Annotated in this window: 21 protein-coding genes and 2 pseudogenes; 12 read left to right on the top strand and 11 right to left on the bottom strand. The window is 43.9% G+C overall.

Translation table 11 applies throughout. From position 1 onward, the window contains the following. Positions 1-10 precede the first annotated feature (10 nt). The 10 genes and pseudogenes from QF049_RS06410 to QF049_RS06365 all read left to right on the top strand — a co-directional run bounded on the left by QF049_RS06410 (position 11) and on the right by QF049_RS06365 (position 9,513). Positions 11-1,333, top strand: coding sequence for an MFS transporter (locus QF049_RS06410; RefSeq protein WP_307535770.1), 1,323 nt, complete (start codon positions 11-13; stop codon positions 1,331-1,333). Positions 1,334-1,378: 45 nt separating this feature from the next. Further along, complete coding sequence (locus tag QF049_RS06405) at positions 1,379-2,767, top strand: amidase (RefSeq protein ID WP_307535769.1); 1,389 nt, start codon at positions 1,379-1,381, stop codon at positions 2,765-2,767. Between the two features lie 29 nt (positions 2,768-2,796). Next, on the top strand, positions 2,797-2,988 hold the full coding sequence (locus QF049_RS06400) for a hypothetical protein (protein WP_307535766.1): 192 nt from the start codon (positions 2,797-2,799) through the stop codon (positions 2,986-2,988). Positions 2,989-3,140: 152 nt separating this feature from the next. Continuing rightward, entirely contained in the window at positions 3,141-3,758 is a 618-nt protein-coding gene (locus QF049_RS06395; protein ID WP_307535764.1) for a TetR/AcrR family transcriptional regulator, read from the top strand. An 83-nt stretch (positions 3,759-3,841) separates the two neighbouring features. Next, positions 3,842-4,381, top strand: a pseudogene (locus tag QF049_RS06390) (serine hydrolase); the annotation flags it as partial. 720 nt (positions 4,382-5,101) lie between these two features. Continuing rightward, positions 5,102-6,058, top strand: coding sequence for a hypothetical protein (locus QF049_RS06385; protein WP_373428218.1), 957 nt, complete (start codon positions 5,102-5,104; stop codon positions 6,056-6,058). A gap of 335 nt (positions 6,059-6,393) precedes the next feature. Further along, positions 6,394-7,242: pseudogene (locus QF049_RS06380) on the top strand (AraC family transcriptional regulator). A gap of 170 nt (positions 7,243-7,412) precedes the next feature. Next, on the top strand, positions 7,413-8,132 hold the full coding sequence (locus QF049_RS06375; protein ID WP_307535762.1) for a VOC family protein: 720 nt from the start codon (positions 7,413-7,415) through the stop codon (positions 8,130-8,132). 486 nt (positions 8,133-8,618) lie between these two features. Next, positions 8,619-9,092 carry a MerR family transcriptional regulator gene (locus QF049_RS06370; RefSeq protein WP_307535760.1) on the top strand — a complete coding sequence of 158 codons (474 nt, stop codon included), beginning with the start codon at positions 8,619-8,621 and terminating at the stop codon, positions 9,090-9,092. Next, positions 9,076-9,513 carry a hypothetical protein gene (locus QF049_RS06365; RefSeq protein WP_307535758.1) on the top strand — a complete coding sequence of 146 codons (438 nt, stop codon included), beginning with the start codon at positions 9,076-9,078 and terminating at the stop codon, positions 9,511-9,513. Before QF049_RS06370 ends, QF049_RS06365 begins: the two co-directional genes overlap by 17 nt. 1,021 nt (positions 9,514-10,534) lie before the next feature. Here QF049_RS06365 and QF049_RS06360 read toward each other — a convergent pair. From QF049_RS06360 to QF049_RS06335, 6 genes are all read right to left on the bottom strand, one after another. Next, positions 10,535-10,933, bottom strand: a complete 399-nt coding sequence (locus tag QF049_RS06360) for an RDD family protein (protein WP_307535756.1) — start codon at positions 10,931-10,933, stop codon at positions 10,535-10,537. A 313-nt stretch (positions 10,934-11,246) separates the two neighbouring features. Further along, positions 11,247-11,684: a hypothetical protein gene (locus QF049_RS06355; RefSeq protein WP_307535754.1), complete on the bottom strand. Its 438-nt coding sequence runs from the start codon at positions 11,682-11,684 to the stop codon at positions 11,247-11,249. Positions 11,685-11,870: 186 nt separating this feature from the next. Next, positions 11,871-12,197, bottom strand: a complete 327-nt coding sequence (locus QF049_RS06350) for a TroA family protein (RefSeq protein WP_307535751.1) — start codon at positions 12,195-12,197, stop codon at positions 11,871-11,873. A gap of 80 nt (positions 12,198-12,277) precedes the next feature. After that, complete coding sequence (locus tag QF049_RS06345) at positions 12,278-12,679, bottom strand: ATP-binding cassette domain-containing protein (RefSeq protein WP_307535749.1); 402 nt, start codon at positions 12,677-12,679, stop codon at positions 12,278-12,280. Positions 12,680-12,684: 5 nt separating this feature from the next. Then, positions 12,685-13,218: an ABC transporter transmembrane domain-containing protein gene (locus QF049_RS06340; RefSeq protein WP_307535747.1), complete on the bottom strand. Its 534-nt coding sequence runs from the start codon at positions 13,216-13,218 to the stop codon at positions 12,685-12,687. Further along, positions 13,172-13,534, bottom strand: a complete 363-nt coding sequence (locus QF049_RS06335; RefSeq protein WP_307543121.1) for an ABC transporter transmembrane domain-containing protein — start codon at positions 13,532-13,534, stop codon at positions 13,172-13,174. The genes QF049_RS06340 and QF049_RS06335 overlap by 47 nt, the downstream gene beginning before the upstream one ends. A gap of 295 nt (positions 13,535-13,829) precedes the next feature. Here QF049_RS06335 and QF049_RS06330 point away from each other — a divergent pair, with 295 nt between their 5' ends. Beyond that, entirely contained in the window at positions 13,830-14,387 is a 558-nt protein-coding gene (locus tag QF049_RS06330; protein WP_307535746.1) for a helix-turn-helix domain-containing protein, read from the top strand. A gap of 54 nt (positions 14,388-14,441) precedes the next feature. Beyond that, complete coding sequence (locus QF049_RS06325) at positions 14,442-14,915, top strand: YbaK/EbsC family protein (protein WP_307535744.1); 474 nt, start codon at positions 14,442-14,444, stop codon at positions 14,913-14,915. 152 nt (positions 14,916-15,067) lie between these two features. Here QF049_RS06325 and QF049_RS06320 read toward each other — a convergent pair whose 3' ends face one another. The 5 genes from QF049_RS06320 to QF049_RS06300 form a co-directional block, all read right to left on the bottom strand. Then, positions 15,068-17,575, bottom strand: a complete 2,508-nt coding sequence (locus tag QF049_RS06320) for a WG repeat-containing protein (RefSeq protein ID WP_307535742.1) — start codon at positions 17,573-17,575, stop codon at positions 15,068-15,070. A gap of 174 nt (positions 17,576-17,749) precedes the next feature. Next, entirely contained in the window at positions 17,750-19,165 is a 1,416-nt protein-coding gene (locus QF049_RS06315) for a hypothetical protein (RefSeq protein WP_307535740.1), read from the bottom strand. 13 nt (positions 19,166-19,178) lie between these two features. After that, a complete protein-coding gene (locus tag QF049_RS06310; protein ID WP_091019415.1) occupies positions 19,179-19,721 on the bottom strand; it encodes a sigma-70 family RNA polymerase sigma factor in 543 nt (180 codons plus the stop codon). A gap of 218 nt (positions 19,722-19,939) precedes the next feature. Further along, positions 19,940-20,218: a hypothetical protein gene (locus QF049_RS06305; protein ID WP_307535737.1), complete on the bottom strand. Its 279-nt coding sequence runs from the start codon at positions 20,216-20,218 to the stop codon at positions 19,940-19,942. After that, complete coding sequence (locus QF049_RS06300) at positions 20,205-22,037, bottom strand: hypothetical protein (RefSeq protein ID WP_307535735.1); 1,833 nt, start codon at positions 22,035-22,037, stop codon at positions 20,205-20,207. Before QF049_RS06300 ends, QF049_RS06305 begins: the two co-directional genes overlap by 14 nt. Positions 22,038-22,039: the final 2 nt, after the last annotated feature.

Genomic DNA, 22,039 nt, shown 5'->3' with positions numbered 1-22,039 from the left:
AGTAGTAGGTATGGATACTCAATCAATGGCTTTATCTGGAAATGAGCGGAAATTAATGGGGACACTTTGCTTGCTCATTATTTTCGGAAACATCAATATGACTATGTTTAACTTGGCTATACCGTCGATTTCCGCTGACTTTGCCCTGACCTCCTCGCAGGTGAGCTGGGTCATGGTCGGTTACAGCATTTTGATGGCTATCGGCGCCGGTACTTACGGCAAGTTAACGGAGTCCTTTTCCTTCCGTCAGCTGTATGTCATTGGTTTAATCCTTTTTGCTTTCGGCTCTATGATCGGTTTCTTTGCAGCTTCATACTTGCAAGTCATCATTGGGAGACTGCTGCAAGCAGTAGGGGCCTCATCCATCTCTCCCCTGTCTTATGCGGCAGTAACCCTATATTTTAAGCCTGCCGTCAAGGGACGGGTACTGGGAACGTTATCCGCCACAATTGCCTTTGCTTCCGGCTTCGGGCCTGTGTTCGGCGGTTTCGTAGAGCAATACTTTGGCTGGCGTGCTTTGTTCATCGTGTCCAGTCTAAGCCTATTTGTTATCCCTTTGGTATTCAAATATGTTCCAAGCAAGAAACACGACCGAGGTTCATTCGATTATCTCGGAGCTGTTTTGTTCTCCGCCGGACTGGCGTTGGTATTGCTAGGGGTTACGAACTATTGGTTTATGCTCATTGCAGGAGCAGCAGTTCTTCTATGGTTCGGTATTCATATTCAGAAAAAAGAACATCCATTTATCGATGCATCTTTCATGAAAAATGTTCCTTACCGACGAATTCTAGGGATTGGATTTCTTACCTTCGTATGTAACACGGGGTTAACCTTTACTCTTCCTGTCATGATGAAGAACGCCTTTCATTTACCGACTAGCAAAATCGGTCTGCTGATGCTTCCCGGTGCCGCCTGCGCAGCCTTGCTCGGATCCCGGATCGGAGGCTGGACGGATCGTTTCGGAAGCTCCCGCGTGCTTGTCATATCGCAAAGTCTCGTCATCGGCGGATTTATACTACTGGGTGTATCCGTACATTTGCCGCCATGGATTGATGCTTTATTGATCATTATCCTTATGATTGGATTCAACGGTGTCCTCACCTCTAGCAGCAATTTAGTTTCGACGACACTCCGTTCGGCTGAGCTGGGTGTGGGGATGGGTATTTTCACACTGGCCTATCTGCTAGGCGGAGCATTCGGCCCTGCGCTGGTCGGACGACTGATTGATCTAAAGATGCCTTTTTCTGTTGTTTATTTTACCATTGCCCTGTTGGCAATCCTGACATACTTATTTGCGAGAAAAACAAATCCTAGCGGAAGCTATGGTAATTAGTTTGGTAGACGGACGACTTGTCCAAAAGATAGGGAGGATGACGAGATGAGTAAATTAAATTCCCAACTGTCCTTTGCTGCTATTCATGAGCTGGCCGAAGGGATCCGAACAAGGGAAATATCCCCGGTAGAGATTACAGAACATGCGCTTCATCGCATCGAACGTTTGAATCCGAAACTGAACGTTTTCGTTACCCAAACGTCCGAGCTGGCGGTTGAACAAGCGAAGCAAGCGGAACGCGATATTATGCATGGTCGGTATAAAGGGCTCCTTCACGGGATTCCCATCGTTCATAAGGATCTATATTACACTAAAGGAATCCGAACTACTGCCGGTTCAAAAATATTGAACAGCTTCGTCCCCGATTACGATTCGACGGTTGCAGCTAAGCTACATGAGGCTGGAACAGTTCTGCTAGGCAAAGTACAGACTCACGAGTTCGCTGCGGGATTGACAACAACTAGCCCGCACTTCGGTCCTTGCCTCAATCCGTGGAACACTGAACTTGTAACGGGAGGTTCAAGCGGCGGCTCGGCTTCTGCTTTAGCGGCTGGACTTGCTTATCTGGGTACAGGCTCGGATACCGGAGGTTCGATCCGCATACCCGCTGCCTTGTGCGGCGTCGTAGGGATGAAGCCGACGTACGGTCGGGTCAGTCGGTATGGTATCATTCCAATGGCCTGGTCGTTAGACCACTCGGGTCCATTGACCCGAAGCGTCATGGATGCGTCCCTGTGCTTGGATGTGATGTCAGGCTTCGATCCGAAGGATGAATCGACGGTCGATCTGCCTGCGCCAGGTATCAAGATGTATCCGAATGGTCTCAGGGGTGTACGTATCGGATTGCCGACAAGCTACTATTACGAGGATTTGATGCCGGAAGTGGAAGCTGCGATGAAGGCTGCTATCAATAAATTCCGAGAACTGGGAGCGGAAATCATCGAAGTTAGCCTGCCCATGATCAAACATGTTAAAAGCACGACGATGGCCATTATGATGACGGAAATGTACTCGAACCACGAGAAGTGGCTTGAGACAGAATTGGAACAGTATGGACCGGACGTCCGAATGTTTCTTGAAAGCAGCAGAGATATTCCGGCTTCCATTTACCTCCAGTCTCAGCGGGCCCGGCAGCTAATTGTCAATGATTTTTTGAATGCTTTGTCCGGAATCGACATCTTGTTGACCCCAGCAACACCGATCACTGCGCCGCGTGCAGATGATAGTGCTAGTGTATTCAGATTGAACTCACTTACGGTTCCGACCAATTTGACTGGCTTGCCTAGCCTGAGCATGCCTTGCGGTTTCTCACCTTCCGGTCTGCCGATTAATATGCAATTGATTGGCCGCCCCTTCGAGGAAGCGACAGTACTAGGTATCGGCAATACTTATGAAATGAATACCGAATGGCACAAGAGACATCCGGATTTGTAAACCTGACTAAATTTGATGGAGGGTAATCTATGGAACAGAAGCAACTTAACTCTGAAGTTAACAGAAAAGCATCAACCGAAACCGGAACAGATACGACGAGCGGCAACAAAAAAGCGTACGAGCAGTTTATTCCCACGATCGCAAGTTTGAAGGAACTGGACCTGACGGGCATTGAACCGCATTTGCCTCCAATTCACAAAAAGTACTATACCAAGAAATAAAAAAGTTCATCGTTCTCCCAAATGAATGTATTTTTAATTTTTCACGAAATGTATTATAATATGAACTAACGGACAACATGTCCCATACACAAAAACGGACATATTGTCCGTTTTTCGTTTTAAATAACAGTTAAAATTAATGATATAGGGAGATGTTTATAGTGAATTCAGAATCGCAATCTGCCTTGCTGAAAATTCCCAGAGAGGAGTTAAACCGAAGACGAATTTTGGCGTCAGCTAGAGAACTTTTTATCAAAAATGGTGTTGACAATGTCAATATGCATCAGATTGCGAAGACTGCTGGAGTAGGACAAGCAAGCCTATACCGCCGATACTCGGATAAGGGCGACATATGTCAGGAGATCGCGTATGAAGAATACCAACCCTTGTTTGATGAAGTTCAAGCATTTCTTGATCAACCCCCAGAAACCGCTCCCTTGGACCGGCTTTACCATGTAATCGTAAGATATGTTTCTTTTTTAGAGGCGAAAGTTCCTTGGCTCTGTGAGGTCAGTCGGGCCTCAACCGGGCATCGTCCGTTACAATCTCCGTTATGTCAATGGATGCGCAATATAAGCAGAAATCTGCTAAATGAGGCCGTTGAACGGGGAGACGTATCCGGGGTGGACATTCCATATACCATTGAAGCCCTGCTGGCCGTGCTTCACAATATCGATTACCATCTCCAAGATGAAGGCTTTACGAGCCAACGAGTTCTTGATGGATTACAACGCATATTTATTGAAGGTTTAAAAGCTCATAGACGTTAATTGAGGGGCTGGCCCAAAGCCACATAACCTTGATGAGGGATAGTCCTGCCGAGACATTCAGTCTCCGCACTAGAACTTATTTTGTTAATGTGATTGCTAGCGGGGGGATTCATTCCACAGCAGAAGATATGGTACGATTCTCGCAAATATTTATGGGCCAGACAAACAATATTCTTTCAGACAAGTCGGTTCGGGCGATGGAACAGGAGGAATACAAGAAAGGCATTTGGCCAGAGCTTCCTGAGAAAAATATGGCAGCTGCTGTGTTAACTTCCGGCGGTAATAGTGGAACAAATCAACTGTTGGCAAGCGAATTGTTGCTGCAAGCACTCAAGGAAAAGGACGAAATCAAGAGCTTCAAGCCGGACAAATCATTTGCTAAGCCCGTAAAGACTAGGGTACCGCAAGCTGTATTGAAGCAAGCAGGCTATTACGCCAGCAGTGATTCACAGTTCCGAGAGCGAGGACGGAGAGCTGACCATTCCTGTCGATAAGGAGACGAACACTTCGGATGAAGCTTTATCAACGAGAATGGAACCTCCGAGGTCAAATTCGTCACCGAGAAGAATGGACGCACATATTTGTGGAAGAGAAGCTATGAGTCGTTGCCGGGATTGGGGCGCTAGCTGCGTCAGAATTGACACATCATATATGTCTAATGACACGCCCCCATTACGAAAAGTACTAAAGCCTGATTCTCTGGGCTTTTTTTTATTTTATGGGGTTTGATTTGTGTCATTAAAAAGAGGATACTATCGGGGGACAAGAACATAGTCCCATTGAAGTCGCTATTTTAGCGGCTTTTTTATGTTATCGGTACAAGTTCGTGTCCCGAGCCAAGGACAAGAACATAGTCCGACTGCCGATTAGATAAATATTTAACTGAAGTTTACAGCTATTTAATTAAGCTAACGGGCAGTTTAGCGCAACTCCCACCTTCTGGAAGCGTAGTAAATACAAGAATTAAAAATGACTTTATGGAGGTGGTATCACTTGTCTTACAGCATAACTAAACGTATTTGTTTTTCTTAATTGCAATCGGAGTGTTGTTGATTATCTTTGATACATGCCGAAGTCATTTTCATCTCAAACGCCAGATAGTGTGATTATGTCAAAGTTTGATATTAACCGTTTATTGGCTACGCGTTTTTGAAATTTGTTCGAGAAATTGAAGAAGAGATTCAATTACTTAGAGATGAGCTAAGTCGGTTAATTAAGGTGGTCGAAGCGCAAGGGAAAGATACAAAATAACATTATTCATTCGATACCACTCGATCCGCATACATGTATTTTCATGTTGGTTTTACAATTGACGAAGTTACAAGAAAGCAGGTGATGACGACATGAAAGCAATGACAGAGCCGCCGGCCTCACGATTAGGGAAGATGCGTAAAATCTGCGGATATGGCGCCGCCATAGCGGTGACACCATATCTGCTTATAAAAATTGTCTGGACTTTTGGTCTCTTTCTTCCGACCGAGCAAATGGGCGACTCCAGTTGGCGAGCGATCAACGCAGCAACCGCGGTGATCGCTGCGGTGGGTATCCTGCTGGCGATGGCGTTCTGCAAGCCGTGGGGCGAACGGCTGCCAGCGGGGCTGGTTGCTTTTCCCGTATGGATGGGCACCGGTCTGCTCGTACCCATGCTGTTGTTGGCACCAGTGCTCGGCCCGGCCGCTATGACCCGGGATAAGGAGGCTGGCGCCGCCGACTTCTGGGCATACGAGCAGATCTTCGTCATGATCTCGCTGGCCGGGGTCGGCATTTGCCTGCCACTTGCCTTGGCAGGCTACGCCAAGGCGCGGTGGCCCGAGGCGATGGGCGGACCGATCGACTACGCGGAGCTGCCGGGACACACCCGACAGCTGCAAGTTTCCTCGGCTAGGCTCGTCGCTGCCGGCTGTATCCTGCTCGGCGTCATCAAGGTGTTCTGGGCGGCGGGTGGCACCCTCGGCATCGACCCGGCCATGCTGAATCACCGTGATCTATGGTGGCACCTCCTGACTTTGAGTACTGGCGTGTGGGCCATCGCGGGGGCGTTGGGCCTGATGGTGATAACCTCCCGCCGTGGCACTCGGAGATTTCTACCCCCTATGGTGGCGGTATGGATTTCGTCGGGAATGCTGTTCTCTTATAACCTCTTTTCCGCCATTCGCCCCGATTCACAGTACTCCCCGGAGTACCCTTTGGCACGAATTTTGACTACAGAGGCCGGCATCGTCTTGGGTGTGATGATGGGAATGATCATCCTGCTAGTGCTGCATGACCGCCGGCGCGCTCTGCGCGACATTTCGGATTGAGGCGTATACGCTAACTAGAATGAGGGAGCTGCCGCGGTAGCTCCTTTTACATCTTCATAAAATAAAGGATTTTGTACATCTGCACTGGCAGGCGTTAAGCTAACGGAAAACGTTAATTCACAAAAGCATGGAGCAGTTTGCCGGGGGGCAGCTGCTCTTTTTTCGTTAAGCTAATGAACAGTTATGCTGAGAGAAGAGGTTTTTAATGGTATTTGTGCGAATGCTATAAAGAGTAAAGCAGAAGCGAAGGAACTTGAACCGACTGAATCGAGTAGAAAAAGTCGGGAATCCGTCGGTTGACCCTGATATATTACTGAAGGAAGGAAGAATCAATCATGGATATGCTAAAAGGTATGAATGAAGCATTAATTTATATTGAAGATCATTTGGAGAGTAGGATTGATCTTAGAGAAGTTGCGAAGAGAGCTTTTTGCTCCGAATACCATTTTAAACGACTTTTTTCTCTCCTCTCTGGAATTACGATATCAGAGTATATTCGCAGACGGAGACTGACGGTTGCAGCATTAAAGCTGAAAGATCCTTACGTAAAAGTTATTGATATTGCAATGAAATACGGGTATCATTCTCCGGATTCCTTTTCCCGGGCTTTTCAAAATTATCATGGGATTAAACCTTCATTGGTTAGATATTCGAACCATAGTCTAAAAGCATTTCCAAGAATGACCTTCCAATTAACGATTAAAGGAGGGATAGAAATGGATTATCGAATTGTAAAAAAAAGAAGCGTTCAAAATTGTAGGGGTAAAATATGAAGTCGAAATGGTGAACGAAATACTGACACCTGCTTATGCAGATATGATGGAAGCCATTAGTGATTCCACCTTAACAGAGCTTGAGACAATCTCTAATCATAAGCCTTTAAGTCTTGTACATGCATCGGTAAATTATTCGGAGAGCGCGGAAGGCAGAGCGGCATTTGATCAGTATATAGGTGCGATTACAACTAAAGAAAAACCAATCGGTTTTTCAGAACTGCAGGTTCCTCCGTTATTATGGGTAATCTTCGAAGTAAATGGTGATTGGACGAATGTGGAGGGAACATGGCAACGCATATATTCTGAATGGTTGCCTTCCTCTTCCTATGAGCTTGTAGATGGTCCCGAAATCTTAGCAAGTCAGGAAGAGCAATCGGAATTTGGATTTCAATCCAGGAGAAGAATTAAAGATGAAGAAGAAAGGTTTCTAGATGACAATAATTCATATCAATTTAACAGTTGAGGATGGGGAACTTTTTTCTAGAGAACTATTTTGGGATGAAATGCGTGAATAAGCAAGTAAAAGGCTTTGCGGTTATTCGTATGCCTATGAATCTCGAAAAGGAGGAATGAAGGGAATGGAGCCATCTTCTATTAATATAGAACCGATGCTACCCAGCGAAAACGTGGACGAAAGTGTCGCTTTCTACAGATCAGTTGGTTTTGAGGTTGTCCGCGATGAGACGTTTCCATACCGATTCGCAGAAGTTCGGGATGGGGATCTTTGGATTATGACATCTAACTACGCCCAGTATGGTGGAAAAAAAGCGTTTGGAGCCCTCATCGTTAACGTGACGGATTTGGGGAAGTTTCATAATCGTTTTGCGGATAATTTTAAAAACAACCTCGGTACTGTACCGCTAAGTGGTCTACCCCGTCTCACGCGTCGCTCTCGGGATGGGAGTCAGTTTAGGCTCTTCGACCCTTTCGGCAACATGTTCGTGTACATGGACAAGCATTACACACCTCCTTTGTACCTTGAAGCCCAAGACCGTGCGGAGGAAATACTTAATCAAGTATGGTTTTTGCGCGATATTTATGCCAATGATCGTGCGGCAGCAAAAACACTCGACCGTGCATTGGAGGAAATAAAGGAAGATTCCAGCATTGAGTATGCAAGAATGCTGGCAGCCCGTGGTGAGATAGCTGTCGCAATGGGAGAATTGGATCTTGCCTCCAAATTGGAGGAGATGGTCTCTTGTATTTCTCTGGAAGATACGGAGTATAGAAGATTTGAAGAGGAACTAACAGCATCTCAATACCTTCGTAAATGGGCTGGAATTGAGTCAGGCAAATAGTGAGGAAAAGAATATATAAGTATATTTTTGTCGGCCGTCAAGGAGATGTCAGCGACAAAACATAGCTACATTGAAAGTCTAATTAGCGGCTTTTTTATTTTATCGAATAGATAAAACAACTAAATTTACTGTGTAATTCATTAAGCTAACGGGAAACGATAGTTCAAAACAACACGACAGTAGCCGTCAATAAGTAAGCGGCTGCTGTTTTTTGTTGTGTTGATTTAAAGGTACATTGCACTGCAACTGAGCCTCAGTCAGTAATATATTCTTGGGACCAATGAATACAATTTAATAGAGTGTTAAGAAGGTATTGAGCATGAATAAGAACATTAATTATTTTTTCGGGTTAATTGGTGGAGTAGGACTAATTATTCCTCTATTTTTTGTAAGCAGGTTAATTTCACTACAACCATGTAAGAACAACGGATACCAAGATAAAAAATGACTTGACATTGGAGGGCACTCAAATGTTAATTTGAATTCATGGAAAAAATTTATTCTATACAAGAGGTTTCGCGGATGCTTGGGATCCCGAAGGATACGCTTCGGTATTATGATCGGATTGGCATCGTATCGCCGTTCCGGGAGGAAAATCAGTACCGCAGGTATTCGAAGAACGACCTCATCGATTTAATGAATATTCAAATCATGCAGTATGCGGACTTTTCTCTTGACGAAATCAAGGGGAAATTTGGGTTCCACAGGATGGAGAATGTAGACCCTGCTTATTGCCAGGAGGTTGCTGCGTTCCTCGATGAAAAGAATGTAGAGACACGCAAGAAGATTGCCCACCTACAAAAGGTTAGTCAACTGCTCGACGTAGCATCCGAAACGCTAAGAGACTTTAATCCTGAAAGAGACCAGCGACTGGCAGAGATCGTTCACGAGATTTATCATACTATTCGAAAGAAGGAGACGGAAATATTCAAGGAGGGATGTCATGGACATCAAAGTTAGGAATTTTCACTATTTTATTGCAGGCATTCTTGCGATACTGTTTGCCGTTACGCACGCATGGAACGGGCAATCCGCTGTGCTGCCCACACTCCACGTGAGTGCGATAGCTATGGATACCCGGACAGTATTCACGTATGTCTGGCATATCATCACGGCGGAAAATCTGGTCTTCGGCATCGTATTCATTTTCATGTCATTCCAAAGCGAGCGATCGAAGATCTGGTCTGCCGCATGGACGATCGTGTCGCTTCTGATCGTACGATTGATGGTCATTCTTGGCATAACGGCATTTCATGACGTTTCGGCACTTACGGATACGTTAATCGATTCAATTGCTATCGTAATTTATATCGCCTTCATCATACTGGGCATAAGAATGAAGAAAAAAGAGACCATAGGTCAGTATCCACCAGTCAAATAGGTGGGAGTGAATCAATGAAGCTTTACTATGTTCAACAACATAGTAATCATTAGGCTAACGGGAGACGATAGTTGAACAAACATGGAGTATTTTGCTGCGTCAGCTGCTCCCTTTCTTTGTTAAGCTAACGGGCAGGTTAGTGTAATCACCTCAATTAATTAGTTGAGAAGGGAATCCTATACCTAAATAGATGCGAATGAAACACGGGGCCGAACAACACGGCATTAGACTGTGGATTTCCTTTTCAAGCCTTTCTTAATATATAAATTAAATCATTACATAAAATTAAGTGGGGAGTTGTGAAGTAGATGAACAAGTATAGCATTTAATTTCTTCTAAATTGATTAAGATGTGCCTGCTTGAGCCGAACCGTTAAAGGATACAGGGCCTAGAATAGTTACAGGAGTTTCTGCAGCACTTGCAACATACATGGTATAGCGAATCTGGCCTGTTTCAACATTAGATACTGGTGGGAAGTCGCCAGCGGTAAAACTAAAGAGTCTAGTGCCTGGGCCAGAGGTTATCAGGGAGCTTCTGGAGTATTTCTCTGATCAGGTCGTCAATTATCAAATGAAAATCCGTAGACGTATTGATATAGGGGGGCTTTCCTGGATTCTTGAAAAACTGGTATTACAGTTCTGTGAGAATTTCTTCTTTGCTTGGATGGAGACTGCAGAGAAGAGAAGTAAAGAAATTAGTGTTCCTTCTTGGAGGGAAATTGAGAAATAGCAGCATTGAATATTATCATTTGCAAAACAGAGAACCGTTGTTGACTAACAAATGCAATTGCCCAAATCAATATGAAACCGCTAAACAAGATATTCAATCAATGATATTATCGTATACACCACAAAAAGTTGCGATGCTGAACATGAGTAATCCAAGTTGTGTCAATGTACAACAAAGCTATAACCAAAGTGATACAAATCACTGTGCAGCTTTTAAATCACTAGTACTGTTTCACAAAACTCGTATTTTGTACATATGTATAAATCTCCGCGCGCATTTTATATTCTTCGAGTTAATCCCAAACTACTTCTGTTCCTGCTACAAAGTCATGAATCGCACGTCGATCTTCACGCATACCGACCATAAAAGCACTCACAATAACTCCGATACCCAAAGTTAATACGTACACAAGTCCAGCCACAACAACTCGCATCAGCATCGTACCAATTTTTGGCGGTTCGTGTGTATCGTATTGGCGGATTCGAATTCCATATATACGTTTGCCTATGGTTCGACCATACCAGTATACTGGTACTAAAATTGAATATAACGCACTAAGTAGTTTGGCAATCGGCTCATCCGCATCAAAGTTACCTGTAAGCACACCTGCAATAATCACTAACGGAATTGAAATAATAAGACTATCCAACACACTTGCTCCTAATCTAATCCAAAAACCTGCTTTATACAAAATGCTTTCCTCCAAACTACAATTTTAAACTAAAAAGCTAATTTACTTCGTGAACTCCCTTCATTAAAATACCTAACTTTATGTACACAACTCAAATAGTATAACAGAAAATTTTACCTTTTTACGATAAAACTCCTATTTCATTTTACTTGCATCCTTTGTGAATTTTATAACAAACTATCGAATTAACTTGACTGCTGTTCATGTTCACTACTTACTCTTACATAATCCTTTCTAATATTGTATTTAGCTTCTGAGTCTTCATGAAAACACCATAATAATTATGTAAACCAAGAAAGCTACTCAACATTTGTTAAGTAGCCTTCTGTTCGTTCTGCATCTGCCCTCTTCGCCAAATCTTATTCTCCACAAGGGCATAGACTAAACCGGCGATGGCAAATATCCATACCGATGTCATTCGGTTCAGATGGTATCCATTCACGAAATATGGATTGTACATGAGATCAAAAACCCACAGCCCGCCCCATCCAAACCCAATCATATAGATGAAAGTTCTCATCATAGGAAAGCATACATATTTCCGCAGCAGCCATGAGATCGGGATAAGAATAACAACATAAAAAGCGACTAAATAGTGACCGAATCCCAGGATAAGCGACAAAATATATATCAAGCCCCCTAGATTACGTAAGCCGTAATACTCTGTCGTTGTAATATGGTACCCTTCAATCCTCTCAAGAACGATGAGTGCTGTAAAGAAGATCCCGATAAATATCAGTCCTAATACCATGTAACGTTGAACCGCGTTTACCAACATCAAATCACCCCAATGTCTAAACGCAGCCAGAACCGTTCAAGTTACATGATTTCGAACAAATTACACAATTACACATAGGCGTTATTAGGTTCTGTTAAATGTTAAAGTTAATCCATCGTAAATTGTTATAACTCAACGACTACTTCTGACCTTCCAGAATCATCGTACCCAGGCGGTCCATAAGCTACATTCTCCCCATAGCTGTGTACGAATAATTGTAATTATCGACATTAGAGATTTTAGGCCCCATTCACCGTATAACATCTCAGCTGCACCTTTATTGGAATAGATGACCAGGTTGTTTGGATATGTCTCAATTACGGCAAAGGATTCACCATGTACAGCCGCCTCCAGCTTTTGTTTCCACTCTGCAGATTTCGCATCATACTTGGCCAGATATTCATCTTTCTTGCTTTCTTCTCCAAACGTATATGCCAAGAATGTCAGGCGTTCTCTCCAATCATAGTGTTGCTTGTGACAATTCATTAATGGCTTGCTGCACCGCGGCTTCGTTCTCGGGATCAAGTGAAGCGGTGGCTTCGTCTAGCAAAACGATCGATGCATTTTCAACAAATCACGTGCATGGAGATACGTTGCTTCTCCCCACCTGATAACGTCGATCCACCCTCGCCAACGAGCGTATCGTACCCTTGAGGCAGACCGGAGATAAACTCATGACAACAAGCTCTACATGCTGCTTCCTCAATCTCGAATTGCGAAGCGTCTTTCTTTCCTACACGAATGTTGTTGCCAATTGTATCCTGGAACAGATATACGTCTTGGAAGACCACAGAGATATGCTTCAATAGCTTATCCGGGTCCATCTGATCAACGGGTCTGCCACCAATGCGAATAGTTCCTTGCTGAACATCCCAGAAGCGGGCAATGAGGCGTGTGACGGTACTTGTACCACTACCGGATGGCCCAACCAAGGCAGTAATAGTATGCGGCTCAATCGTAAACGACAAGTCTTTCAACACACCGGCTGCTGGTCATCATATCCAAAGGTCACTTGGTCAAATGAAATCGCCTGATTGGGCTGTACATCTTCCTTTCCTGCCATTGGTGCCTCCTGCTGCACATCCATAATACGTCTTGCACTATACTTGGAGTATCCCATCTCCCCATAACGCATCAGTACAACCGTTAACGGTTCGAATACCTTTGTCCCTACCAGCAAAAATAACAGAAATAACGGTAGGGAGAACTCACCGCCAGCAAGCAAATAACTGCCCACCAGAATCATCCATGTCATTCCTGAGCGTGCAAGTAACGTCGCGCCCATGATCATCGGTCCCATGATGCCTTCCAACCCAATGGAAGCTGACTTCAATTCATCAAAAGAACGACGCAGCCGTTCAAAACGTTGGCCCCCCATATTGTGAGCCTTAATCTCACGAATACCGCTCAGGTATTCCTGCAGCCGGCTGGCGGCTTCGTTTTTGGCTCGAACATGGTTCTCACTCAGTCGTGCCTGATTCGAATCCGTAAGCCATAACAGAGCCACACCTAAGGGAACCGCAATTCATAGCTGCGGCCATTCTCCAATCCACCAACAGAAGTCCGACAAAAGCGAGTACCGGAAGCACAATTGCACTGATTAGCTGCGACAGATTGTGAGAGATCGTATGCTCGACCTGACCATAATCACTCAAGATCAGATTCGTCAGATCCCCGGGATCATGTTTTCCGAAAAATCTTAACGACAGATGACGAATATGTTCGGCCAACTTCAACCTTCCTGAGGCCGCGAGGCTGTATGGTGCCCGATAGGTCTTGTCATAGAGCGAGGCATAAGCCGCATACTCCACCAGAAGCCACACAAACAAGATTATAAGCTCTATTGGACATATGACCTCGTCGCTTAACTTGAGAATGAATGGTGAAGTATTTACATTCTCGCCAAGCAAAAGAAGTGTTGTTGGAGAAAGTTTTCGTTTTTTCTTGTATAGACAAATATGACTTATTTGATCTGTCACTCCCGTAATATTTTCCATTTAGTATGGATAAATATGTGAAGGAGTTACTTACATCATTAAACTGTCGCCTATTGAATCCAACTGCTAGTATGTTATATTATATTTTAAAATGCTATAACATACAAAAAGGAGTGATGCAATGCAATCGCCAGTATTAACCATTGGAGAACGGTTAAAAGAAATACGAGCAACTAGAAATCTTACACTTGAAGATGTTTCTAAACTTACTGATGTAAGTAAGCCTATGCTTGGACAAATTGAAAGAGGACAGTCTTCACCAACGATTACAACTCTTTGGAAAATCGCAGTGGGCTTAAAAGTCCCTTTATCTTTATTATTGGAAGAGCTAGAAGATGAGTGCAGTGTGGTTGATACACGGTCCAAAGACGCTATCATTGAAAATGATGGAAAAATGAGAGCATTTCCTGTTTTTCCTTTTGACCCTACCCGTAACGTTGAAATATTTTATATCGAATTTGATCCTGGATGTCACCATCCATCTGAAAGACACCTCGATGGTGTGGAAGAATATGTTTTTGTGGTACAAGGTATGTTAGAAATGGTAGTCAACACAAAAAAAATTGTTTTAAAAGAAAATCAAGCACTCCGCTTTCGTGCTAATGTTTTTCATTCCTATAATAATCTCTATCAAGAACCATGTATCATTTACAACATGATTTTTTACCCAAGAACATAGGCAAGTTTCATCTATAATCTTCTAGAAAATATTTTAAAATGAGGTGTGCTGATTATGGCAATTGAAAAAGTAAAAGATTTTTTTAAACAATATGGTATGGATTCTCAAATTATCGAATTTGAAGTATCTAGTGCAACCGTGGATTTGGCTGCAACTGCATTAGGTTGTAAGCCAGAGAGAATCGCAAAAACACTTTCTTTTATAGTGAATGGACAAGCTGTTTTAGTAGTTGCTGCCGGGGATGCAAAAGTGGATAACAAAAAATTCAAAGAGTATTTCAAAACAAAAGCAAAAATGCTTTCTCCTGATGAAGCCATTGATATGGTTGGTCATGCCATTGGAGGTGTTTGTCCATTTGCTATCAAAAATGATGTTTCTGTTTATCTAGACATATCTCTAAAACGTTTCGATACAATCTATCCAGCTTGCGGGAGTAGCAATAGTGCTATTGAACTTACAATAAAACAATTAGAAAAATACTCTGGTTATTCAGAGTGGATTGATGTATGTAAAGGATGGAATGATTGATTTATAGTAGTTCTATATGGGGTAGCGCCAACATTTTGACTGTTTTATACGCTAAATATTAGCGGACAGTTGCTTAAAGCAGGAAAAATCCGCTGTCTTTGTGCCTTAACGTCCTTAGCGTATATTTACGTTAAAATGTTGGCTGTACTCAATCAACTATGAAAAGCTCTCCAGAACGAACCTTCTGTATTAATGATATCCTTGATCTGAACAAACGGAATTGTAAACGTTGGAAACCCTGCTGCATAGGGTGCGATATCATATGGGTTGAAGTAGAGATGCAGAGCATCCGCTGTGACAAAAAACGGCTGATCCGCACTAATCCCCGTATAGGTGTCCGGAAACACATACGAGTATTGAGGATCATTTTTGATCTGATCCCCCACAATCTGGCTTAACACTTTTACGTAGTCACTATTCGGCTTAAATAAATCCTTCAACTCATACAACTGACCATTCGTCAGATTAATGATCGCATAGATCATCGTAGGCATGCCATGCGCTGCACCCGCCGGGTAGTTATAACCTGTGAGTTGCAGTTGCAACAATTGCTGCTGATAAAACGTAATATCAAAATCCCCTGTATACGTATAATCCAGCTGCTGATCCGCAGGGATCGGTTTAACCTGGGAGAGTTGCTTCAACCTGGCATTCAGCGCAAGCTGCTCCGCTTGGTTCGTTAATCCCTCCACCTGCGGATAATATACGAGGTAGTCCCTGTTTGGTTTGTACTTCTCTTCGCGTACACGGTACGGCGGATGAAGCGGAACGATTGTATTTTGCCGCCAGATGATCTGTCCGGCCCGATTCACATACGATAAGCGCTGGTCTACATAGGCCTTAATCAGATCTGGTGCCACGACCTCCAGCGTACCCGAACCTTCTACATGCGGATACCCAGCGGCAGGTCTTCCACTCAGATCCAGCAGATAGGTTTGTCTTCCATCCGATGCGGAAGCAAGGCCGTTTTTGTAATTACCTACTTCGCGATATAGGAACTCCGTAAGTCTTCTGCCATTGGTATCTGCAATCGCGTATACAGAGCCAATGTAAGGCTGCTCCGGATTAATTGCTTGCCCCAGCGCATAACGATGCTCGCCTAGTTCGCGGATGTCATTATAGGCGGGTTGAATGATAAACGATCCCTCCGTATTAATGACACCATAGTTCGATTTGTAATCCTCTGCTGTATTAACAATCGCTTGCCCGCCGCTAAAAGGAAATGCCGATGAAAACTTGGGCTGAATGCGAATATTACCCCGTTCGTCGATGTACCCATATTTGCCCGAGGTTTCTTTTTGAAAAGCAAGCAGTCCATCCCCCAGTGGTCCCACATAGGCATATGGATATGTTGCGAGCCGATGTCCATTGCGATTAATGAGCGCATATTCATTGTCCTTAATCTGCACAACCGCTTTGCCATCTTGAAAATCATTCGCCGAAGCGAACTGTGCAGGTATCACCTCATTGCCCGACGCATCCAGATAACCATACCGACTCACCGAACCATCTGCCTGACCAGGGTTTGAATCGTAAAATAAAGCTCGACCGTCGTTCATATTCGAGATATACGGGTACGCCCGTTTGGTCAGGACTGTACCTTGTTCATTAATCATCTTAAATCCTTGAGAATCAATTGTTATCGCCCGTTCTTCGGAAAAGGAATTGATGGAATCGTATACAGGTTGAACGACATACTGCCCCTGAAGGTTAATCACACCGGCTCGACCATCCTTCACAACCACAGCCAACCCATTGGGCTGAAACTCTTGCGCGTCATTCAATACCGGCTCAAGCCGAATGTGGCCTTGTGCATCCATATACCCCCAACGCGTCCCACTCGTAGTTCGAACGGAGATTGGATATAACCACGTCGTTACCCGGGCATGGCTTACAGGGACCATCGCCTGCTTAATTTTCTTTTCCAGCTCTTGTAGTACTTCTCTGGAAGGATAAGCTTCCGGGAAACTGAGTGCCTTCTGAACGGAAGCGAGTGCTGCCGGATACTGGCCGGCATGGTACTGAGCATCTGCAAGGTAATACCAGTAAAAGATATAATCAGGATATTGCTGGGTTAGTTGCTCGTAATATTCCACCACTTTTGGATAATAGGTTGCATATACATCCGGTGCAGGAACCCATTTCCCATTCTGCCATCGGATAATCTCCACACGATAGGCTTCCCCTGTATCATGAATCCAGAGTGCAATCTCCACCTTGCCATCTCGACCATGTGGACCAGGCATATCTATAATTTCTGCATAGCTATAGTATAGATCGTCAGGCGCCAGATCTTTAAGCCCTGATTCCGTCCACTCATATACGGCAAGCTTAGACCAAATAGAACCAATCCGCCAACCGATAATGAGATTGTTCCTTGCCGTTGAAGTTACAGGGGCTGCAGTCATTAAAGTCACCCCATACCCCAATCCCTTAATTAGTGCCATCTTGATCCAATGTCCTTGAACAAATTTCAGAATGAGCAAATACAGCTCACCATTCAACTGATAGACTGCAGCAATCTCCGGCATACCGTCACCGGTAAGATCTGCCGCATAAATCGCTGGATGTTGAACAGGTTTATCAATAGTGACGACCGTTGCACCAGCCGGAATATGTTGATTCACAATTTGCGTTAACAGCGGTTCGCTCATGGACATCTCAGTTTCCTCCCTTATGACCGCATTCGCCTAATGGTATGCGTCATAAATCGGGATATGACATGTAATTCATTTTATATAAGTTGAACTAAAGAATATTCACACGTACCACTCCGATGACAGAACAACCTTCTGATTGCACTTATCCCCCGATTCTTTGATTCACTTTTCATATTATCTATCTTGCAAAGTTACTTTCTCCCCATTGAGTAGCAGATAGCTCACATCGTTCACCGGAATGGTCTTAGGGGATATCCACTTGATGAGATCCTGATCCAGCTGAAGGAAACCGGATGCGCCAGACAACTTTGTACCATCCTTCAGGTGAACTTCAATACTCAAGTCCTCCACCCGAATCTTGCTAAGTGCCTCACCTGTAAGTGTGACTCCAACCGAGGAAAGAGTTACATTTGCCTGTAAGCCTCCATTTGCATCAAGCTGAATGTTTCCTGTTTTACTCAAAGCATTTTGACTCAAGTTAAACGTCGTTTTCCAATTCCCCTTTACAACTTCACTAATACTCGTAAAGCTGCCTTGAAGTCTCAGCTTATCTAATTCGTCAACAGCAGACAGATCATACACAAACTCCTCATAATCTCCTCCATACCCGACCCCATCTTTCATATAATGTCCATAGCTAACGGAATATTCAGGTATATCGAGCTTTCGACCTTGCTCATCCGTGAAGTAGAAATATCCATGATTATACTCGCCAATCTCATTATCCGGATTAATCTGAATGTGTAACTTGCCATCCACAAAACCCATATTGGAAATATGCATCCAATCAATACCCTCAACAGGGATATTCGTTACATCCTGATGCAGTACCGGAATTGGATCGGTTTCCAATTGAATATCGGTTTTACCTCCCAAGCCACTTATACGATCTCGCTCCAGGATTTCATAACTATTGTTTTGCTTTTCTTGTAGCAACTTCTCCCAGTCCACTTGTACGTTGTAACCATCTTGAAGAGATGTACCTGACATCAGCGTATTAATCTGAACAGTAATTCGATTTTTGCTGACTTTTCCTTGAATGAGGAATCGAACAATAGCCGTTTTATTAGCTTCATCATAATGAATAATTTGAGCGTTGTTTGCATTACCTCCGGTGACCCTGTAATCATATACATCCAGCGTCTCGTCAATACGTTGACCCGTCAGATCTGACAAAGAAACATAGATTTCCGTTGTATCTCCGTCCCTGACAGCACCTATAACCTCCATTCGAATCCCTTGATCTTCACTCACCTGATGAACAGGCTGAAGAATGCCAATCCGATCTGCACCTAGAAAATGAAGAATAGAAGGCAGGTCAATGATGCCCACCGATGCAGCTGCACCTGTAACAAGACATAACGATAAGGCAGCGGTTACAGGAATATAGATGGCTTTGCGATACCTTTTTCTTTTATTCATGGACTTCTTGGTCTGTGCGGATGGAGCGGATGGATATAATACAGGTGGATAAAATGATGAATCTGATCTCGTAATGGTCGGTGGTTCATTCATCGCCAATTTATCATAGAACAACTTTTTAATATTAAAGAGGTTCTGCTCAGTGAATTCTTTCTCGGATTTTCGCATTTGATCGCCTCCTTTATTTCCTGTTCATCCACCATGTCCTCAATCGTTGCCTGGAGCGATAAAGCTTGTTATGGACTTGCCTAACGTGTAGGGACAACGCTTCCGATATCTCATGGGGTCTCTGTCCTTCGTAAAACCGACGTTTCATAATCTCCCGTTCCGGTTCTGGAAAAGAGTCAATCATTTGATTAAGTTCCGTATATGTCTCTTTACTGATCATCTGAACCAACAAATCATCCGTTTGCACCGAATGAATCTCCTCTTCATATGTAAGCTCAGTTCTTCGATTAAGTTTCCGGTAGCGATCAATCGCTTTATGTTTTGTGATTGTTGCAAGGTAATTTTTCAAGCTACTTCGCCCAGATTGGAATGCATCCGGATTCTGCCAAAAAGCAAAAAATGTATCTGCTACGCATTCTTCAATCTCTTCTGCCGATGCATGATGTAGGATGGAATAAGCAATCTTCCATAACAAACCTGCGTAGTGGTTCATCACCCATTCCATGGCTTCAGGATCACGATTCACTACTGCCTTCCGTATTTGTTCTTCTTCCACGATTATGTATCCCTCCCTTCCATGCTCATATCACGAATGCTCGTGTTGATCCGTGCTTCCTACCTATATTCGTTTGGCAAATGACTTTTGCTTACTCCACGATAAAAAAAGATTTGCAGTGACCTAGAGGCCTTCTGCAAATCTTCTATATTCTATACTATATCTTATTTATTACATCATATCGCTTCATGTGCCTTCGCTTGGAATACTAACCAATATTACGCCTCTTCTTGCACACTGAGCTGTACATATTGGGTGAGACGACAATACTGAAATAACAGCAACTCTTCATTACCTTGTCCAAGAGCCACGCTACGCCCTTCCTTGATGAGGTGATTCAACAACTCATGCAGGAAACTCATCTGCAACCGCGAGGATTCCGCTGCGAGCTGCTCAAGCACATCGATATCCCGGATCGCAAACTGGGATAACCCGCGCAGCAGCAACTCTTCTGACCAGCCGTTAATTCTCTGCATGAACTGATTATATTCTTCCAAGTCTGCCCATCCTCCCATTACCGATATCCAGTTTCAGACTGAGCACCGTTTGACCCTTCAGGAAACTGATTGGGCTAATCCGTTTGAGTTCCACACGTACAAAGGCATAGAAGTGTTCAAGCGATTGGGAACCATATCCTGACTCCAGTCTTTGGATCATCGCCTGCCAGTCAGATGAATACGGGAGAGTGAGCGCCAGTCTTTCCCCTTCGGTATTCTCAACCGTCAGGACAAGCTCCTGCGTTTGTTTGACAAAGCTATGGTCCACAATTCGAGCCACTTTAATCACAGCCAATCGTTCTTTGGGAGTAGCAAACAAGTCGAACGATCGCGATTCCTCTTGAAGTACAGAGTTTACATCTTGCATGGTTTTGCCCATATTCAACGTTTCCACACCTGTTCGTGGCAAAATAGCAAGTTTGGCACCTTCCCCGGAAGATATCCGGCGTTCTTCATTCACTTTAACTGAATGGAATTGAACTTCTTCACCCACAAACTGGCGAAAGGTCAGATTAGGCAGCCATGGTGTGAATGCACCATAATGCTCTGTATATGAGAACTGCTGATCATCATAATATACAGCACGTACATCGCTATAGGTGTAGATTTCCTCATCATCGAAGCAATAGAAATAATAGGTGATTCCACGGAAACCGGATCGTGTCTCCCACGCATCAGCTCCCAGTCCATACAGGTGAAGTGAAGGCACCGTAAAGTATTTACTTCGAAAACTGCTAATGAGCTGACTCTGCTGAATGACAGATACCTTTTCTTCTTCAAGAACCCGGAGTGCAAGATACAGCTTACTTATCCGATCCAACATGGATTGCATGGAGAAACGTATATGTCTGTTAAAAAACAACTGTAGTTCCCCTTGAATCCCTCGCAAACTGCGTTCTATGTCAGGCAGGTTGCCACTATGAGCAGCGATTGCCAAAGTCTCCAGTTGTGCCATATAGGACTGAGGAAGGCGGGCCAGTCCCGTCTTCAACAATCCTGCCAGCATAACCCGACATTCCTGCACCGTCTGCAAAGAGAACTTGGCTTCGTACACCCGTCCACTTAATGCATCCGTATCATCCAGCCCTTTTAGGTTCCGATATCGTAGCAAAGCTTCAAGCTTGGCCATTTTCCCAGCAGTCTGCTGCACCTTACATAGTGCTTTTGCAAGGTTCGGTTCCTCCGTAAAAGACACCTCGATATTCTGGGTGGTCAGATGAACCGTAAGAAGTGAATCTTCAATGATCTTAATTTCCTCTGGGTACCTCAGTCGGAAAACAACTTCCTCAATCATGGAAGAACTATACGATTTAATTAACACAGTAAGGTCAGACTCCGTCATCCAGCGGAAGCGAGACTCGATCTCACGTGATACCGTATGCGGAATTTCGCTTGGATCATCCACGTTTGATACTAAGTTTGATGCTGATTCTGTTACGGATACGTCTTTTGGTACGTCCAACGGATCATTATCCGATATCCCTGAATCCTTATCCAGCGCATGCTTCTCGTCTGCATTCATTGAATCCTCTGCCTTATATTCCCGTTGATCATATAGTATGGCAATCAGCACATGCTTGCAGATATGATCGGCCGGGCAGGAGCATTCCCAACGATCCAGCGTATTTTCAAGCGTACATTCTGTCCCTTCACTGAGCTGACAACTCACAGATGATTCATTCCATGTGTACGTTACACTTACACCATTGTCCAACTCTTTCAAAGACCTTTTGTACAACCCTTTGTTGGCATACCGAATCAGATAATCCTCTGTACACAGCTTCGAAAAACTTCGGAATTTCTCTTTGAATCCACTCACGT

It is taken from the genome of Paenibacillus sp. W4I10 (assembly GCF_030816325.1).
Lineage (GTDB): Bacteria > Bacillota > Bacilli > Paenibacillales > Paenibacillaceae > Paenibacillus > Paenibacillus amylolyticus_B.
Note: the sequence above shows the minus strand (reverse complement) of the source record. Positions and strands in the feature narration are given on the sequence as shown.

What these genes read in the sequence shown, in the direction of transcription:
- QF049_RS06365 (WP_307535758.1), top strand. Translation starts at nt 9,076, where the DNA reads ATGGACATCAAAGTTAGGAATTTTCACTATTTTATTGCAGGCATTCTT.
- QF049_RS06330 (WP_307535746.1), top strand. Translation starts at nt 13,830, where the DNA reads ATGCAATCGCCAGTATTAACCATTGGAGAACGGTTAAAAGAAATACGA.
- QF049_RS06315 (WP_307535740.1), bottom strand. Translation starts at nt 19,165, where the DNA reads ATGCGAAAATCCGAGAAAGAATTCACTGAGCAGAACCTCTTTAATATT.
- QF049_RS06410 (WP_307535770.1), top strand. Translation starts at nt 11, where the DNA reads ATGGATACTCAATCAATGGCTTTATCTGGAAATGAGCGGAAATTAATG.
- QF049_RS06395 (WP_307535764.1), top strand. Translation starts at nt 3,141, where the DNA reads ATGTTTATAGTGAATTCAGAATCGCAATCTGCCTTGCTGAAAATTCCC.
- QF049_RS06325 (WP_307535744.1), top strand. Translation starts at nt 14,442, where the DNA reads ATGGCAATTGAAAAAGTAAAAGATTTTTTTAAACAATATGGTATGGAT.
- QF049_RS06385 (WP_373428218.1), top strand. Translation starts at nt 5,102, where the DNA reads ATGAAAGCAATGACAGAGCCGCCGGCCTCACGATTAGGGAAGATGCGT.
- QF049_RS06350 (WP_307535751.1), bottom strand. Translation starts at nt 12,197, where the DNA reads ATGAATTGTCACAAGCAACACTATGATTGGAGAGAACGCCTGACATTC.
- QF049_RS06375 (WP_307535762.1), top strand. Translation starts at nt 7,413, where the DNA reads ATGGAGCCATCTTCTATTAATATAGAACCGATGCTACCCAGCGAAAAC.
- QF049_RS06355 (WP_307535754.1), bottom strand. Translation starts at nt 11,684, where the DNA reads ATGGTATTAGGACTGATATTTATCGGGATCTTCTTTACAGCACTCATC.
- QF049_RS06370 (WP_307535760.1), top strand. Translation starts at nt 8,619, where the DNA reads ATGGAAAAAATTTATTCTATACAAGAGGTTTCGCGGATGCTTGGGATC.
- QF049_RS06320 (WP_307535742.1), bottom strand. Translation starts at nt 17,575, where the DNA reads ATGTCCATGAGCGAACCGCTGTTAACGCAAATTGTGAATCAACATATT.
- QF049_RS06400 (WP_307535766.1), top strand. Translation starts at nt 2,797, where the DNA reads ATGGAACAGAAGCAACTTAACTCTGAAGTTAACAGAAAAGCATCAACC.
- QF049_RS06405 (WP_307535769.1), top strand. Translation starts at nt 1,379, where the DNA reads ATGAGTAAATTAAATTCCCAACTGTCCTTTGCTGCTATTCATGAGCTG.